Here is a 14,692-nt window from a genome sequence, read left to right on the forward strand (position 1 = left end):
GATTATTGTCCCCGTTCGGTGGTTAAGGGGGCACTGCCGCCGGTGGCAACGGTGCGAGGATTAAGTTTTTGCAGCTCATCGACCTCTTTCAGACTGCTGACCGGGCGCGTCATTTTGCGACGGCCGGTGCGGAAGCGTTGGTCAACATAGTTGACCAGATGGGTCATTGGCACGGTGATTATCAGATAAAAAAGCCCTGCGAGCATCAGAGGAGAAAGGTTGCCGGTGAGCACCGCGGCATCTTGCCCGACGCGAAAAAGTTCGCGCTCGTTGACCATCAGCCCGAGCAGATAGACCAGCGAAGAGTCTTTGATGATGGCAATGAACTGATTAACCAACGCAGGAAGCACGCGGCGGATCCCCTGTGGCACAATCACTAAGCGCATTGCGCGACCGTAGCTCATTCCCAGCGCACGGCAGGCCTCGAGCTGACCCTTTTCAACGCTCTGGATACCCGCACGAAAGATCTCCCCCATATAGGCACTGGCTATCAGGCTCAGGGCAAAAATACCGAGCGGATAGGGCGACGGACCGAAAAGTTCATAGCTGTAGCGCGCTAGCCCCTGACCTATCAGCAGAATGGTCAGTATAGACGGCAGGCCGCGAAACAGGTCGGTATAGACGCGCGATGGCACACGCAGCCAGCGCGTGGGCGAGATGCCCATCAGCGCCAGAATCAGCCCGAGCGTGGTGCCAAGCAGCGTCGCCGCAATCGAGATGATCAACGTATTCATCAGCCCGACTTTCAGCAGCTGCGGCAGGACTTCGGCCATCGAATTAAAATCGAAGAATGTCCGGTGAAGCATTTCGAACAGGCTCATACAATACCTCGCACTTTTAACGGGGTGAGGCTGCCCTCACCGCGGGGTAAACAGACAGACGACGAGCAGGGAACATCAGCTTGAATGCGGCAGATACTGCTTTGGCATTGGCGAGCCTGGGAACCATTTCTGGTAGAGCTTCTTCCAGGTGCCATCCTGCATCGAGGCCTGAATCGCCTTATCCAGGGCGGCTTTAAACGCGGGTTTTCCCTTGGCGATAGCAACGCCAGCTGGCGCGTCAAAGGACGGGATATCGGCAGCGTGAACCAGATTGAAGCGGGCGGCGTAGTCTTTGGCCGCCTCATAATCGAGGAAGTCGGCGTCAACCGTGCCGTTGTTCAGCGCAGAGATGGCCGCATTGTTATCGGGGAAGCGCACCAGGTCAGTTTGGGTGAAATGCTGCATCGCGTAGTTTTCCTGCAACGTCCCCTGCACCACCGCGAGACGGTGTTTTGCCAGCGAATTGACGTCGGTGACGCCGGTGTCTTTACGCGTCAGTACCGTCAGATAACCGGCGAGATAGCCGCTTGAGAAATCGACGGTTTTTTCACGAGCCGGGGTGATACCTATCGCCGCGACGCCTGCGTCATAGCGTCCGTTTGCGACCGAAGGCAGGATGCCGGCGAAGTCTTGGCCGATAAACACCACCTTATTGATGCCGAGTCGGTGCGCAACGTCGGTGAAGAACTCGACGTCAAAACCGGTGAAATTGCCGGAGGCGTCAGTAAAGGTATAAGGCTTGGCGTCGCCGAGGCTGGCAACGCGCAGCTCGCCCGGTTCGATTAACCCATAAGGGTTTTCCTGCTGGCCCGCGGCGTTGGCCAGCGGGGACGAAAGAGAAAAGAGTGAGAGCGAAGCAAAAAGCACGGTGGCCAGTTTAATCAGGGTCTTTTGCGATTTCATAGTGCGTCCGTTTTTGTTGTATTTAACATCAACGACTATTGAGCCAGGATCTTTTGTATTTTTTAGAGACCGGTCTCAATGCAGGGGCTGATTAGGGAGTTCAATCATTGTGAGACCGGTCTCAAATCAGTTACAATGATACTAGCAACGTGATTATCTAAACGTCAATCGCCCTTAACGAAAGCTGTGATACGAATAACTTATGACTATTGGCAACGCACGAATCAAGGCCCCAACGGTGGCCGACGTCGCCCGCGAGGCGCAGGTTTCAAAGGCCCAGGCGGCGCGCGCACTGGGCGGTTATGGCTCTGTGAGTGAAGAGGTATTAACGCGGGTTAGGGCGGCGGCGCAGAGGTTGAGCTATCGGCCCAACGAACTGGCACGCAGCATGAACACCGGCCGTTCAAATACGCTAGGCGTGATTGTGGGTGATATCGAGAACCCGCACTTTGGTCTGGCGCTGCGCGGTATCTCAGACGTCGCTCGGCAGGCGGGGTATCACCTGTTGCTGAGCAACAGTGACGAGACGCTAGCGGTGGAGCAGGACGCGGTCAGGGTGATGCTCGAAAAGCAGGTCGACGGTATCATCATCGCGCCGTGCTCGTCGTTGCCTGAAGATAACGCCCATCTGGCGCAAATCCTCGCCGACGGCAGAGCACTCAAGCTGTTCGACCGCGCCGTGCCCGAGTTAAACGTCGAGGTGATTGGCCTCGACTTTACGTCGACCGCGCAGCAGGCGACGCTGTCGTTGCTCGACGCCGGACATCGACGCATCAGCTATCTGACCAGCATGACCTTCGAACCGCCATATTCGCCGACCAAAGGGTTGGGCGTCACGCCGGTGGCGCAGCGTGTTGCCGGTATCGAACGGGCATTCTCCCAACGCGGCCTCAGTGTAGACCCGGCGTCGATTGTCGGTAACGCCAGCAGCGACCAGGCGATAGCCGCTATCGTCGAGCGGCTGTTTAATGCTCCGCAGCCGCCAACGGCGATAATTGCCTCAGACAGCGTCATTGCCATGAGCCTGCTGCGTGAGCTGGGCGGCAGAGGGCTGCGCGTGCCGCAGGATCTGTCGTTTGTGATGTTTGATAATTTCCCGTGGACGGAAATTGTCTCGCCGCCGCTCTCGGTAATTGCTCAGCCGGTCTATGAGATGGGCCGCGAGGCCGCGCGAAGAATTATTTGCGATCTGCGAGGAGAAGAGGCGGGCATCATGCCCGATTTTGAAGCGACGTTTATGCCAAGATTTTCAATCGCACCGGTTTAATTGTTCGGATTTCGGCCGGATTTGTGTAACTATTGCCGGGTTGAGCACTGACTTAAGTAAATTACTGTAAATTTGAGTAAAGTAAGGTAATAATGCCGTTTGCTACATTTTGTGCTTTTGAGATGTAGGTTATAAAACTCAATTACTTATTTCAATTGTTCGGTTTACATCAAATGACATCATCAAAATTATTCAAGAAAATAGCTTGTATATCATTTGTACTATTAGCCGGATGTTCTTCGAAGAATCACGGTCAGGACGGTCAATCCGCTGCCAATACCACCATGACGCAGCAGGAAGCCGAGCGGGAATCCGATATGATTTCCGTTATCGCGGCGCTGCATGACCAGATGCACTCCTGGCAGGGAACGCCCTATGAGTGGGGTGGCACCAAGCTGTCAGGCGTCGATTGTTCCGGTTTCGTCTGGAGAACACTCAAAGACAGATTCAATATTCCAATGGACCGTGTGACCACCACCGAGCTGGTGCGCATGGGAACCCGCGTTTCTCCGGGGCATCTCGAACCGGGCGATCTGGTGTTCTTCCGCATTCGCAACCAGATGCACGTTGGCTTCTACGATACCAATCAGCAATTCCTGCACGCTTCGGTTAGCAAAGGCGTTATTCGCTCCTCGCTCGACAACCCTTACTGGAAATCGGTATTTTTAGAGGCCAGAAGACTGCCGCGAGAATATAACGCCACCATCACCCTGAATCAGAATAAGCCAGGAAATCAGCTCGCCAAGAACTGAGTTTTTCCTGCGACCCACGTCCGCCTTGCTGTCAGCAAAAAGCGGACGTGGGTTTTTTAGTGAAAGACGCTCAAAGCATCATGCCGCTATCAGTGCAAAACTGTTGTTGGCGCGAAGAGGTCGTTGAGACGAACACCCCAACGTTTTTATCCGGTTATTGAGGCACGGTGTCGGTACCGAACCACTTCATGGCCAGCGTTTTCAGCGTGCCGTCCTGTTTGGTTTGCAGGATGGCGTCATCAAACATTTTCTTCAGTTCCGGGTCGCTCTTGCGAATCCCCACCGCTGAACCTGCGCCGAGCAAGCCACCGATAAACTGCGGGCCTGCCAGCTCGATGTCTTGATTCCCCGGCTTGGCCTTCGCGCCAGTGAGATAGGTTGCCGAAGCAAATATCATATCCACGCGACCCGACTTAAGGTCGAGATCGTGCTCTTCAGTAGTCTTGTATTGACGAATAGTCACGATGCCTTTCAGGTATTTTTGCAGGAACTGTTCACCGATAGAAGAGCCCTGTACGCCAACAATTTTCCCCTTCAGCAATGGCGCAATCTTTGCCACTTCGGCCTCGGCACCGGCTTCATCGCGGGTGAGAGAGAATCGTTTACCCAGGTCAGGCATGACCGCCAGTGGACTGCCTTTCATAACGGCGAAAGTCTGACCGGTGTTACTGTAGGGAACTGAAAAATCGATAATCTTCTTGCGCGCGTCGGTGGCGGAAAGCCCATCCATGATGGCATCGAATTTCCCGGCGTTTAGCGCGGGGATAATCCCGGCAAACGGCTGAACCACGATTTCACATTTTACGTCCATTTTCTGACACAGGACTTTGTAGAGGTCGATTTCAAAACCGTCGAGCGTGCCGTCAGGTTTGGTGAAGTTGAAGGGGCGAAAGGCACCTTCGGTGGCAATTTTCACCACAGTCCATTTTTTACCGGCCTCTGCGTGGCTGGTAAAAGGGATGAGTAACGTTGCCGTTAAGCATAAAGCACTAACCAAGCTTGCCAATTTCATGTTCTACAACCCCTTTAGTTTTAAAATGAAAACCCCGTAAATGCGGCGTCAGGCGATATTCGACCAGCATCACAACTCGGCTAATGACCAGATTGATCAATAGGTAGAGCGCGCCCGTTACCAAAAAAACCTCCAGCGCACGATAGGTATCGGACACTATCTGTGCGGCGATACCGGTGATGTCCATCAGTGTGATGATTGAACATAACGACGTGGACTGAACCATAGAAATGAGCTCGTTGCCGTAGGCAGGAAGCGCCTGACGCAGGGCTACAGGCATGATAATGCGCCTCACCATCAGCAGCCGTGACATACCGCAGGCCCGCGCTGCCTCTATCGCGCCGTGCGGCACTGATTGCAAACCCCCGCGCAGAATTTCACTGCCATAGGCGGCAGTGCAAAGCGACAGCGAAAGCAGCGCACAGCCGTAGGGCTCGCGCAGTACCGGCCACAGTATGCTGCTGCGCACGCTCTCAAATTGACCCAGTCCGTAGTAAATCAAAAATAGTTGGACCAGCAGCGGGGTACCGCGAAAACAGAACACGAATGCCCGCGCCGGGAGATTCAGCGCGCGATAAGGCGACAGACGGGCGAAAGCGATGAGCAGCGCAAGGCAGAAACCCATCACCACCGAATAGAAGGTCAACTGTAGGGTAAGGGGGACGCCGGGCAGCAGCTGGAGCAGGGTTTCCCATAGAAATTTAACGTCCATCAGCGTTTTACCCCGCGTGAGTAGTGCACCTCTGCCCGACGCAGCGACCAGCCCGAAAAGGCCGAGATAATGAGATACAACAGCGCCGCCGCACAGTAAAAATCGAACGGTTTACCGGTCGAGCCTGCACCGGTCTGCGCCTTGTTCATCAGCTCAGCCAGTCCGGTGACCGACACCAGCGCCGCTGCCTTCAACACCAGCTGCCAGACGTTGCCCATGCCCGGCAGGGCGTGGCGCAGCAGCAGGGGAACAACGATGCGGCGAATGCGCACCGGTGTGCTCATACCATACGCCTTGGCGGCCTCTAGCTCACCGGGCGCGATGGCGTAGAAAGCGCCCCGGAACACCTCGGTTTGCTGCGCGCCTGCCGCAATGCCGACCGCCAGCATTCCGGCTAAAAATCCCGGAAAGCTGATGAACTGTCCGTCGCCAAACAGTTTGCCGAGCAGGGTCAGCGCCTGACTGCCGCCAAAATAAAGCAGATAGATAATGAGCAGGTCGGGAATACCGCGAATCACCGTGGTATAAACATCGGCAACATAACGTACTGGGCGATTACCGCAGATTTTTGCCCAGGAAAAGAGACCACCTATCACCCCGGCAAGCAGAAAGCCAGAAAGTGACAGTGCCACGGTCATCAACGCACCGGAGAGCAGCATCGGCCCCCATCCTCCGGGGCCAAAGCTCAGCGTGGTTAAGAATCCCAAATTGCCCATCAGTCGCTCCTCGTGAGTCTGTCAGACGCAATCAGTGGCTGCCCGGAAACGGCGGCTGTACATCGTCAGGAATCGGGTTCACAAAGGGGGTGCCTTCCAGCACGCGGGCGTGTTCGGCCTTGGCTTCGGCGATGTGCGCGGGCTGGGTAAACAGGCCGACTGCCGTGCTCGCCATCAGCTTGGCGGCCTGCGTTAGTCCCTTGTGCGCCAGCGAGGATTTACCCTGGGCGACCAGCTGCCACGAGTGCCCCGGCGTGCCGATAGTGTAAGTCGCACTGCGGCACTGCACGGTAGGCACCACCCAGCTGACCGAGCCGACGTCGGTAGAACCAATCATTGAACTTTCCGGGCGGTCGAGCGGCAGCACATAGTCGCAGAGCAGTTCGCCCGGTGTGTAGGCGCAGCCGACGCGCTGATAGGCACTGCGGATCTCTTCCTGACTCATGGTCTCTTGAAAACGCGCCGCGTAGGCATAGTCGGCGTCGTCGAAGCCCGGGCCGCCGAGTTGTTCGAGGTGCGACTGCATCAGCTCTTCAAGCACGCGGTTACCAATCAGGTTGGCGTCGCCGCTGAGGATATTGCATTTCATGGTGGTTTCCGTCATCAGTGCCGCACCTTGTGCCACCTTATCTACGCGCTTGAGCAGTTCGGTAAGCTCGGGCAGCGTGCGGGTCCGCACCAGATAGCGCACAGTCGCCTTAGCCTGCACCACGTTTGGTGAGAAGCCGCCGCTGTCCGTAATGGCATAGTGAATGCGTGCGCTGGTCGGCATGTGTTCGCGCAGGTAGTTAATACCGACGTTCATTAGCTCAACGGCGTCAAGCGCGCTGCGGCCAAGGTGTGGCGTCGCGGCGGCGTGAGCGGCACGGCCCGAGAAATGGTAGTTAAGTTCATTGCAGGCGAGCGAGTTGGCGTCGGTCACGCAGTTAAAAGCCCCTGGATGCCAGCAGATGGCGACGTCAACGTCGTCGAACAGGCCCGCACGCACCATAAAACCCTTGCCTGAACCGCCTTCTTCCGCCGGACAGCCGTAATAACGTACACGACCCGCCAGCCCGTTGGCCTGCAAATAGTCTTTGACCGCCGTCGCGGCCAGCAAGGCGGCGGAACCGAGCATATTGTGGCCGCAGCCGTGTCCGTTGGCCCCGTCTTCAAGCGCTAAAGGTTGTGCAACATCGGCCTGCTGGCTAAGGCCGGGCAGAGCGTCGTATTCACCGAGAATTGCAATCACCGGACCGCCTTCACCTGCTTCGCCCATCATCGCCGTTGGCAGGTCTGCCACGCCTTCTGCCACGCGAAAGCCCTGCTTTTTCAGCAGGTCGAGATGTCCTTGCGACGATTTGAATTCGGTGTAATTGACCTCTGGTGTTTCCCAGATGCGGTCACTGAGATCCCAAAATATGCCTTTCTTTTCATCGATTAACGACCAGACTTGTTGCAGTAAATCGCTGTCGGTCGCCGATTGAGACTCAGAGGCTGGCGTTGGTTGCATGGCAATAGTCCTTATTGGCTGGAGGGGCTTGTCTATACATGAGCGCGAGTTAGGACGTAGAGCAAAGCAATAAAGGGGCCAAAGATTGTTTGCGATTAAATTTTGATACAAAGCCGGGATACGGGACTCAGGAAAGGGGGCGAGACAGGGAAAGCGATAGGGCGTTGAACCAAAATGATCCATTATCACGGCGCGAGTGAAAGCGAGTGGTGCGGCAATTCCTGCCGCACCCGTTTTAAAATATGATTAACCGAAAAGCCTCAACAGGATAGGGAATAAAAACGGGGCCAGCAGAGAGGTGATAATGCCGCAAATCACCAGCGCCAGCGAGCTGAAGGCCCCCTCCTGATAGTCCACTTCGGCGCAGCGCGCGGTACCCAATGCGTGAGAAGCGTTGCCGATGGCTAATCCTCGAGAGGCCTTGTTGGTGATTTTCAGCAGATTCAAAATCGTGTGACCAAACACCGCACCGAGAATGCCGACGAAAATCACGCATACTGCGCTAATAGCGGGGATGCCGTTGATTGACTGAGCCGCGGCCATGGCGATGGGCGTTGTCACAGACTTGGGCAGCACTGAGGCAGCAATCTGCGGTGTGGCTCCCATCCATAGGGCAATCGCGGTTCCCGTCGTCATCGCCACGACGCTGCCAATGAAGCAGATGCTGATAATCGATTTCCAGCGGGCGCGAATCTGATGCAGCTGCTCGTATAAAGGAAAGGCCAGCGCCACCACGGCAGGCTGCAACAGGTCGTTGAGAATTTTACTGCCGGCAAAATAGCGCGCGTAGGGAATATGCGTCACCAGCAGCAGAGGGATGATAATGACCATCGACATCAGCAGCGGATTAAGCAGCGGCATTCTCAATTTTACAGCCAGCCTGCGGGTGGCGAAATACACCAGCACCGTCAGCGGTAATGACCACCAGATTTGGCTCATTGTTCATCCTCCGGTTTGCCGATGACGTTGCGTTCTCGGTGTACAAAGTGAGACGAATAAGCCACCACCAGCAGCACAATCAGCGTGCTGACGGCACAGGACACCACCAGCGGTCCAAACTGGGTGCGCAGCTGATCGTAGTAGTTCATCACCCCAACTCCGATAGGCACAAACAGCAGCGCCATATAGCGAATTAGCACGCTGCATCCCGGTTTAACCCATTTATAAGGCAGAATTTGCGTCGACAGCAGCGTGAAAAGGATGAGCATGCCGAGAATACTGCCTGGAATGGCCAGTGGAAGCAGGGCGGAAACTCCGTTTCCCGCATAAAGGCAGGCATAAATTAGAATAAATGCCCGTAAATATTGAAATGGCAGTGATAGAGTAGATCTCATAACCTTTGTCCCAGTCGAAAACTACATTCATCATACAATTAAATTAATTTAACCGCCAGTGTGATCTGCTTCACAAGTTTTTTCGATGCAGCGCGTTTATTCGCCACCTATGGCTACAGGTTATGACATAACGCGCGGGGACTCACAATAGAAAAGCCCGCCAGACTTGCGCCGGGCGGGCTTTTAGCCGCAGTGGGGAGCGATTATTTCTTGTACCTGGCTTCCAGCGTCGCAAACCACGGGGCGTTGAAGTCTTCAGACTTGCCCCAGCCTGGGATGATTTTGCCCAGAGCCGCGATATTAACCGCACCCGGTTGGCTCAGCAGCAGCGACTGCGGAATAACCTGTGCCGAGAATTCATAGGTGGCAGGCGTTTTCTCACCGGCAATTTTTAGGGCCACCAGACGCATGTTAACGGCACCAATCAGCGGAGTATCCACTGCGGCGGTGAATTTCCATGGGCTGTCTTTTTCACGCATTAATTGCAGGTCCTGGTTGGAGGCATCAATGCTGTAAAGTTTAATCTCGGTGCGGCCGTTCTCCTTAAGTGCCTTATACGCCCCCTGACTGAAGGCGTCCCACGCACCCCAGATAGCGTCAATTTTACCTTTCGGGTATTTGGCCAAAATTGCGCCGACCTGATTCGCCGTATCGCCCTGAACGTCTGAAGACACCGCACCGATGGATTCAAGCTGATGAATGCCCGGGTTGTCTTTTAGGATCTGCTGATAGGTGACGTTGCGACGTTCCATCGGTGGGAAACCGGCAACCCACAGGCGCACGATGTTGGCTTTGCCGTGGAAGTCTTTGACCAGTTCACCGACTGAAGCCTGGGTCAGTGACGCATCGTCCTGACGGGTGACGGTGACACCCGGCGTGCCGTCAGTGACTTCGGTATCAAACACCGAAACCGCGATACCGGCGGCGGTAATGCGTTTTACCAGATTATTGGAATACGGACCCCGTCCCTGAGACAGGATGATACCGTCATATTTTTGGCTGATGGCCTGATTGACGAAGTCCTGGAATTTAGCGTCATCGCCGTTGCTTAGGAAAGTATCGACCTTGAAACCTAGCGCACGCCCCTGCTTGATGGCACCTGCAAGAAACTGCGTGGTGTTGTCGTCTGAACCCAGATTGCGAATCACAGCAACGCGAATGGGGCCACTGTGCTGAGCGATTGCCGCAGGAACGGCGGCCAGCGCAGGCTGTTCGGCCGCGAAGGCTGGCAGGGCAGCAAGCAGGCTCAAAGCAAGCAGTGAGGCGGAAATTTTCTTCATTTTATAGACTCCGTCGGGCGTTGGCTGAAACCAAAAAAAAGCAGCGCTTAAGTTAAGAGCTTGCGGGAATGAAAATCTTATTTAGACATCTACAAGGCTAGGCGTCTAATTATTCAAGCAGTGTATCTGCTTGTTTTCCCCTTGGGAATGGGCGTTATTTATTATTTTTAAGGCAATACTTATTCTTTTTGGGTATATCTGTTTTCGCCTGGAAACCGGTTGTCTCACCAGGAGTGGTCGTTTTTTCAGAGATATAGACGTCAGGCAATTTACATCGCCTATACAAATAGCCGACAGTAGTGGTCTAAAATTAAAGTTTGTTTTTCTGGAAGGGATCCGCAAGCTATGCCATTTACATTGAATAATACACCGACCCGTTGGCACCCTATGCTGCTGGTGGGGGCACTGGCGATGCCGGGACTGGCGTTGGCGCAGGCCGCCCCAAAACCGGTGCCAAAGGCGCCCGTCAAAGTAGAAACCCTGTTAAAAGGCCTCGATCACCCTTGGTCGCTGGCATTTCTGCCCGACAATCAGGGTGCGTTAATCACTGAACGCAGCGGTAATCTGCGCCTGTGGCAGGCAGGCAAACCGCTTTCGGCCCCGGTAACCGGCGTGCCTGCGGTGTGGGTTCAGGATCAAGCGGGCCTGTGGGACGTGCGTCCTGCGCCTGATTTTGCCAAAAGCCGCCGCGTTTATCTAAGCTTTGCGCAAAAAGATGACAAGGGGCGGCCGCATGCAGAGCTTGGCTATGGCACGCTTTCGCAGGACGGCCTGCACCTTGAGAACTTTAAAACCATCTTTATCGAAACACCGCCGCTCGACGGTGGAATCAATCTCGGCGGCAGGCTGATATTTGATCCGCAGGGCAATATTCTGATGTCGCTGGGCGACAACAACCAGCGCATCGCCGCACAACAGCTTGATTCTCTGCGCGGTAAGATAATTCGCCTGACGCCCGAGGGCGGTATTCCGCAGGACAATCCCTTCGTGAAGTTGCCTAACGCGCGTCCTGAAATCTGGACCTACGGCAACCGTAATCCCCAGGCGTTGGCTTACAACCCCTGGAGCGGCGAGCTGTGGGAAACCGAGCATGGGCCACGCGGCGGTGACGAGGTGAACATTCTCAAAGCGGGCAAAAACTACGGCTGGCCGTTCGCCACCTACGGCATTAACTACAACGGACTGCCGATCCCAGAAGCCAAAGGCTCGCATCTCGATGGAATGGAAGACCCGCTCTATTACTGGCGCGTATCTCCTGCTGTCAGCGGTATGGCCTTCTATAACGACAGCAAATTCCCACAGTGGAAGAATTCACTGTTTGTTGGGGCATTGAAGGAAACGACGCTGATTCAGCTGAAGGTGAACGATAAAAAAGTGCTCGGAGAGAAACGCATGCTGACCGATTTAGGCCAGCGCATTCGTGAAGTTCAGGTTGGGCCAGACGGCTATGTCTATGTGTTGACGGACGAGAAAAACGGCAAGCTGTTCAAGCTGTCGCCGAAGTAAGCCGCGACGAAATGTTTCTCGCCGACGTGGCGTCGGCGAGAAACTCCCGTTTACCTGCGGCTGCGCTGAGAGTTAATCAACGCCCACAGGCTGAGCAGCGCCACAATCATCAGATAATAGCTCGGCGCGAGCTTTGTGCCGGTAGCGGTGATGAGCAGGGTACAGATGAACGGCGCGAAACCGCCAAATACGGTGACCGCAATGTTATAACCGATAGCCATACCGCTGGCGCGTGTGGTAACGGGGAACAGGTCGGCCATCATCGACGGCACCGCTGAGAAGTACACCGATTTCAATAACGCCATCCAACATACCAGGGCAATCAGCGCCGAGGCCGTGTTGTAGTGCGTCATCAGCCAAAAGCCTGGATAAATAGTGATCAACAGCAGGACAAGTGAACCCCACATCAGCGGCAAACGGCCCACTTTTTCGGCCCACAGGCCCATCAGCGGGGTCGCAACGGTCAAAATGACGCCGGCCAGCAGCGTGGCGGTGAAGGCAATCTGCCCCGAAAAATGCAGCGTTTTAGTCGCATAGGTCGGTACATAGTTCAGCATATAATTGATTGCCGTCGAGACTACCATCAGACCTACCGCCATGCACAGCAGCGACTTCTGCTGACCGAATAGCGTTTTCAGCGGCGAAGCCTGGCGGTCGGCTTTAACAAAGCTGTCGGCTTCCTCGATATTGCGGCGAATGTACAGACCGACCGGCCCTATCAACAGCCCAAAGGCGAAAGGAATGCGCCATCCCCAGTCCTGGATCTGCGATTCCGAGAGCCACTGTGACAGGCCCAAGCCAAAGGCCGAGGCGAGGAGGGTGCTGGCACCCTGCGTCGCGAACTGCCAGCTGGCAATGTAGGCTTTACGCTCGGGAAAGTGTTCAACCAGAAACGCGGTCGAGCTGCCGAATTCGCCGCCCGCCGAAAAGCCCTGAATCAAACGGGCCAGCAGAATTAACAGCGGAGCCGCCAGACCGAGCGTGGCATAAGACGGCGTGACGACAATCATTAGGCTACCGAGCATCATCAGGCTGATTGACGCCAGCAGTGACGACTTGCGACCGGCACGGTCGGCAAAGGCACCCAGCACAATGGCACCCAACGGGCGAATCAAAAATGAAACGCCGAAGCTGCCGAAGGCAAGCAGCAGGGAAACGGTCTGGTCGGTCGTCGGGAAATAGGCACGCGCGATGTAAGCAGCGAAGAAGCCATAGACCGCAATGTCGAACCACTCCAGCGCATTGCCGATACAGGTGACAAAAAGCGTTTTGGTCAGGCTCGGTTTTACCGCCGTAGCGGTTGATAAGGCTGAAGATGCGTGGCTCATTTTCCACCGTCCTGCGCCAGACTTTTTGCCGCGTGCTGATGGTGTGCCGCCAGCAACGCGTCGCCGCGCTCGCCCAGACTCCAGAACAGACGCGTCATGATCTCCAGGCCTTCACGGGCGATGGAAATCAGCATGTGTTCGTCTACCGCGTGCTGGCCGCAGGCTGGATAAGAGTGCGGCACCCACAGCGTCGGCAGGCCGAGGATATCGGCGAACACCTCATTGGGCAGAGAACCGCCGAGGTTAGGCAGCAGGGCGGGCTTTTTATCGCTGCTCTGCTGCATGACTTCGAGCACCCAATCGACCAGCGGGTCGGTGGGATCAAAACGGGTTGCCGGTGAACCGCGCAGGAACTCGACCTCAACGGAGTGGAATCCGTGGGCATCGAGATGCTCACGCACGTGTTGTTGCAAATTTTGCCAGTCGGTGCCGACCACAAAACGCATCTGACACACCGCCGTTGCCTTGGCGGGAATGGCATTCATTGGGCGTGCCGGGTTGCCGGTCAAAAACGACAGCACTTCCATCTGATTCCAGGCAAACAGGCGTTCGGCCGGCGTCAGACCCGCTTCACCCCAGTTAACGTCAATTTCAGGATCGCCCGGCGTAGTCGCGACCTCGATATCGCGGAGGATCTCGCGAATCGCAGTGCTGACCGCGGGCGGTTTCAACGCTGCGACTTGCATCTGTCCCTGCTGATTGATAAGGCATGAAATAGCGTTCGCCAGCAGCGTACCCGGGTTTGGCAGTAAGCCGCCCCAGTTACCGGAGTGGTAGTCTTTGTCGCGCGCGTTGACGGAAAGGCGGAAGTTAACCGCACCGCGGGAACCGAGGAACAGCGTTGGGCGTTCGGCGCTCAGGCGTGGACCGTCGGAGGCGAGAAATAGATCCGCGCTGAGGGTCTGGTGGTGTGTGCGGCAGACCTCGGCAAGCCCTGGAGAACTGATCTCTTCACCCATTTCAAACAGCAGCTTGCAGTTGAAGCCAAGCTTGCCGCCGCGAGCGGCGAATACCTGCTCCAGTGCGGCCAGGTTGACGCTGTGTTGGCCCTTGTTATCGGCGCTGCCTCGGCCATACCAGCGGTTACCGTCCTCAAACAGCACCCAGGGGTCCAGGCCTTCACTCCAGTTCTCGTCGTCACCGAACACCACGTCGCCGTGACCATAGCTCAATACCGTCGGTAACGTCGGGTCTTCAATGCGCGATGCAATGAGAAAGGGACGATTGGCTGCCTGAGGATTATCGATAAGCTGCAGCTCAAAGCCCATTGCCCGCAGCGCGGGATTAATTTCTTCTTCGAAGTAACGTTTCAATATCTCGTCACGCTCGGTTGACTGACTCTCGGTCGCCAATGCTACGCGTCGCGCGAGCACCGCCTTGAATTCGCCGCCGTCAAACCATCCCAGAGCCTGCTTTACTGCTTTTTCCACTGTCATAGAAAGTCCTGATGTTGTCTTAATTATTTTTTATTGGTTTATGCTCTCCTTATGTAATAGAAAATGCAGCTTTGCCACAATAATAATAATTGCAATGAAGCATTGCTTTAATTATAACGCTCCCATGCACAAA

The 14,692-nt window shown here is 55.4% G+C and carries 14 protein-coding genes; 3 read left to right on the top strand and 11 right to left on the bottom strand.

Annotation, left to right across the window (positions count from 1 at the left end; genetic code table 11):
* Positions 1–2: 2 nt before the first annotated feature.
* Both O1V65_RS05620 and O1V65_RS05625 read right to left on the bottom strand, forming a co-directional pair.
* Positions 3–821 (bottom strand): amino acid ABC transporter permease, encoded by an 819-nt coding sequence (locus O1V65_RS05620; protein ID WP_192503796.1) that lies wholly within the window; start codon positions 819–821, stop codon positions 3–5.
* 75 nt (positions 822–896) lie between these two features.
* Positions 897–1,724: an ABC transporter substrate-binding protein gene (locus O1V65_RS05625; RefSeq protein WP_017490950.1), complete on the bottom strand. Its 828-nt coding sequence runs from the start codon at positions 1,722–1,724 to the stop codon at positions 897–899.
* Positions 1,725–1,926: 202 nt separating this feature from the next.
* On the opposite strand from O1V65_RS05625, the gene O1V65_RS05630 reads away from it, so the two are divergent.
* Both O1V65_RS05630 and O1V65_RS05635 read left to right on the top strand, forming a co-directional pair.
* Positions 1,927–2,991 (top strand): LacI family DNA-binding transcriptional regulator, encoded by a 1,065-nt coding sequence (locus tag O1V65_RS05630; RefSeq protein WP_017490949.1) that lies wholly within the window; start codon positions 1,927–1,929, stop codon positions 2,989–2,991.
* Positions 2,992–3,164: 173 nt separating this feature from the next.
* The gene (locus O1V65_RS05635) at positions 3,165–3,743 is read left to right on the top strand and encodes a C40 family peptidase (RefSeq protein ID WP_038327812.1); all 579 of its coding nucleotides are present in this window, start codon (positions 3,165–3,167) and stop codon (positions 3,741–3,743) included.
* 154 nt (positions 3,744–3,897) lie between these two features.
* On the opposite strand, the gene O1V65_RS05640 is transcribed toward O1V65_RS05635, so the two are convergent.
* The 7 genes from O1V65_RS05640 to O1V65_RS05670 all read right to left on the bottom strand — a co-directional run bounded on the left by O1V65_RS05640 (position 3,898) and on the right by O1V65_RS05670 (position 10,289).
* Entirely contained in the window at positions 3,898–4,755 is an 858-nt protein-coding gene (locus tag O1V65_RS05640) for a transporter substrate-binding domain-containing protein (RefSeq protein WP_269130257.1), read from the bottom strand.
* Positions 4,733–5,467 (bottom strand): ABC transporter permease, encoded by a 735-nt coding sequence (locus O1V65_RS05645; RefSeq protein WP_017490946.1) that lies wholly within the window; start codon positions 5,465–5,467, stop codon positions 4,733–4,735. Before O1V65_RS05645 ends, O1V65_RS05640 begins: the two co-directional genes overlap by 23 nt.
* A complete protein-coding gene (locus tag O1V65_RS05650; RefSeq protein ID WP_165429210.1) occupies positions 5,467–6,183 on the bottom strand; it encodes an ABC transporter permease in 717 nt (238 codons plus the stop codon). The genes O1V65_RS05645 and O1V65_RS05650 overlap by 1 nt, the downstream gene beginning before the upstream one ends.
* A gap of 31 nt (positions 6,184–6,214) precedes the next feature.
* Positions 6,215–7,675: a M20 family metallopeptidase gene (locus tag O1V65_RS05655; RefSeq protein ID WP_269130258.1), complete on the bottom strand. Its 1,461-nt coding sequence runs from the start codon at positions 7,673–7,675 to the stop codon at positions 6,215–6,217.
* Positions 7,676–7,921: 246 nt separating this feature from the next.
* Positions 7,922–8,614, bottom strand: a complete 693-nt coding sequence (locus O1V65_RS05660) for a CidB/LrgB family autolysis modulator (RefSeq protein ID WP_017490943.1) — start codon at positions 8,612–8,614, stop codon at positions 7,922–7,924.
* On the bottom strand, positions 8,611–9,009 hold the full coding sequence (locus O1V65_RS05665) for a CidA/LrgA family protein (protein WP_026110402.1): 399 nt from the start codon (positions 9,007–9,009) through the stop codon (positions 8,611–8,613). Before O1V65_RS05665 ends, O1V65_RS05660 begins: the two co-directional genes overlap by 4 nt.
* Before the next feature lie 203 nt (positions 9,010–9,212).
* Positions 9,213–10,289, bottom strand: coding sequence for a sugar ABC transporter substrate-binding protein (locus tag O1V65_RS05670; protein WP_269130259.1), 1,077 nt, complete (start codon positions 10,287–10,289; stop codon positions 9,213–9,215).
* A gap of 345 nt (positions 10,290–10,634) precedes the next feature.
* Here O1V65_RS05670 and O1V65_RS05675 point away from each other — a divergent pair, with 345 nt between their 5' ends.
* Positions 10,635–11,795, top strand: coding sequence for a PQQ-dependent sugar dehydrogenase (locus tag O1V65_RS05675; RefSeq protein ID WP_026110401.1), 1,161 nt, complete (start codon positions 10,635–10,637; stop codon positions 11,793–11,795).
* A gap of 50 nt (positions 11,796–11,845) precedes the next feature.
* On the opposite strand, the gene O1V65_RS05680 is transcribed toward O1V65_RS05675, so the two are convergent.
* Both O1V65_RS05680 and O1V65_RS05685 read right to left on the bottom strand, forming a co-directional pair.
* A complete protein-coding gene (locus O1V65_RS05680; protein ID WP_017490939.1) occupies positions 11,846–13,123 on the bottom strand; it encodes an MFS transporter in 1,278 nt (425 codons plus the stop codon).
* Complete coding sequence (locus tag O1V65_RS05685) at positions 13,120–14,559, bottom strand: M20 family metallopeptidase (RefSeq protein WP_084912187.1); 1,440 nt, start codon at positions 14,557–14,559, stop codon at positions 13,120–13,122. Before O1V65_RS05685 ends, O1V65_RS05680 begins: the two co-directional genes overlap by 4 nt.
* Positions 14,560–14,692: the final 133 nt, after the last annotated feature.

The sequence above is a fragment of the Rouxiella badensis genome, assembly GCF_026967515.2.
In the GTDB taxonomy this organism is placed as follows: domain Bacteria; phylum Pseudomonadota; class Gammaproteobacteria; order Enterobacterales; family Enterobacteriaceae; genus Rouxiella; species Rouxiella badensis.

What these genes read in the sequence shown, in the direction of transcription:
- O1V65_RS05620 (WP_192503796.1), bottom strand. Translation starts at nt 821, where the DNA reads ATGAGCCTGTTCGAAATGCTTCACCGGACATTCTTCGATTTTAATTCG.
- O1V65_RS05625 (WP_017490950.1), bottom strand. Translation starts at nt 1,724, where the DNA reads ATGAAATCGCAAAAGACCCTGATTAAACTGGCCACCGTGCTTTTTGCT.
- O1V65_RS05630 (WP_017490949.1), top strand. Translation starts at nt 1,927, where the DNA reads ATGACTATTGGCAACGCACGAATCAAGGCCCCAACGGTGGCCGACGTC.
- O1V65_RS05635 (WP_038327812.1), top strand. Translation starts at nt 3,165, where the DNA reads ATGACATCATCAAAATTATTCAAGAAAATAGCTTGTATATCATTTGTA.
- O1V65_RS05640 (WP_269130257.1), bottom strand. Translation starts at nt 4,755, where the DNA reads ATGAAATTGGCAAGCTTGGTTAGTGCTTTATGCTTAACGGCAACGTTA.
- O1V65_RS05645 (WP_017490946.1), bottom strand. Translation starts at nt 5,467, where the DNA reads ATGGACGTTAAATTTCTATGGGAAACCCTGCTCCAGCTGCTGCCCGGC.
- O1V65_RS05650 (WP_165429210.1), bottom strand. Translation starts at nt 6,183, where the DNA reads ATGGGCAATTTGGGATTCTTAACCACGCTGAGCTTTGGCCCCGGAGGA.
- O1V65_RS05655 (WP_269130258.1), bottom strand. Translation starts at nt 7,675, where the DNA reads ATGCAACCAACGCCAGCCTCTGAGTCTCAATCGGCGACCGACAGCGAT.
- O1V65_RS05660 (WP_017490943.1), bottom strand. Translation starts at nt 8,614, where the DNA reads ATGAGCCAAATCTGGTGGTCATTACCGCTGACGGTGCTGGTGTATTTC.
- O1V65_RS05665 (WP_026110402.1), bottom strand. Translation starts at nt 9,009, where the DNA reads ATGAGATCTACTCTATCACTGCCATTTCAATATTTACGGGCATTTATT.
- O1V65_RS05670 (WP_269130259.1), bottom strand. Translation starts at nt 10,289, where the DNA reads ATGAAGAAAATTTCCGCCTCACTGCTTGCTTTGAGCCTGCTTGCTGCC.
- O1V65_RS05675 (WP_026110401.1), top strand. Translation starts at nt 10,635, where the DNA reads ATGCCATTTACATTGAATAATACACCGACCCGTTGGCACCCTATGCTG.
- O1V65_RS05680 (WP_017490939.1), bottom strand. Translation starts at nt 13,123, where the DNA reads ATGAGCCACGCATCTTCAGCCTTATCAACCGCTACGGCGGTAAAACCG.
- O1V65_RS05685 (WP_084912187.1), bottom strand. Translation starts at nt 14,559, where the DNA reads ATGACAGTGGAAAAAGCAGTAAAGCAGGCTCTGGGATGGTTTGACGGC.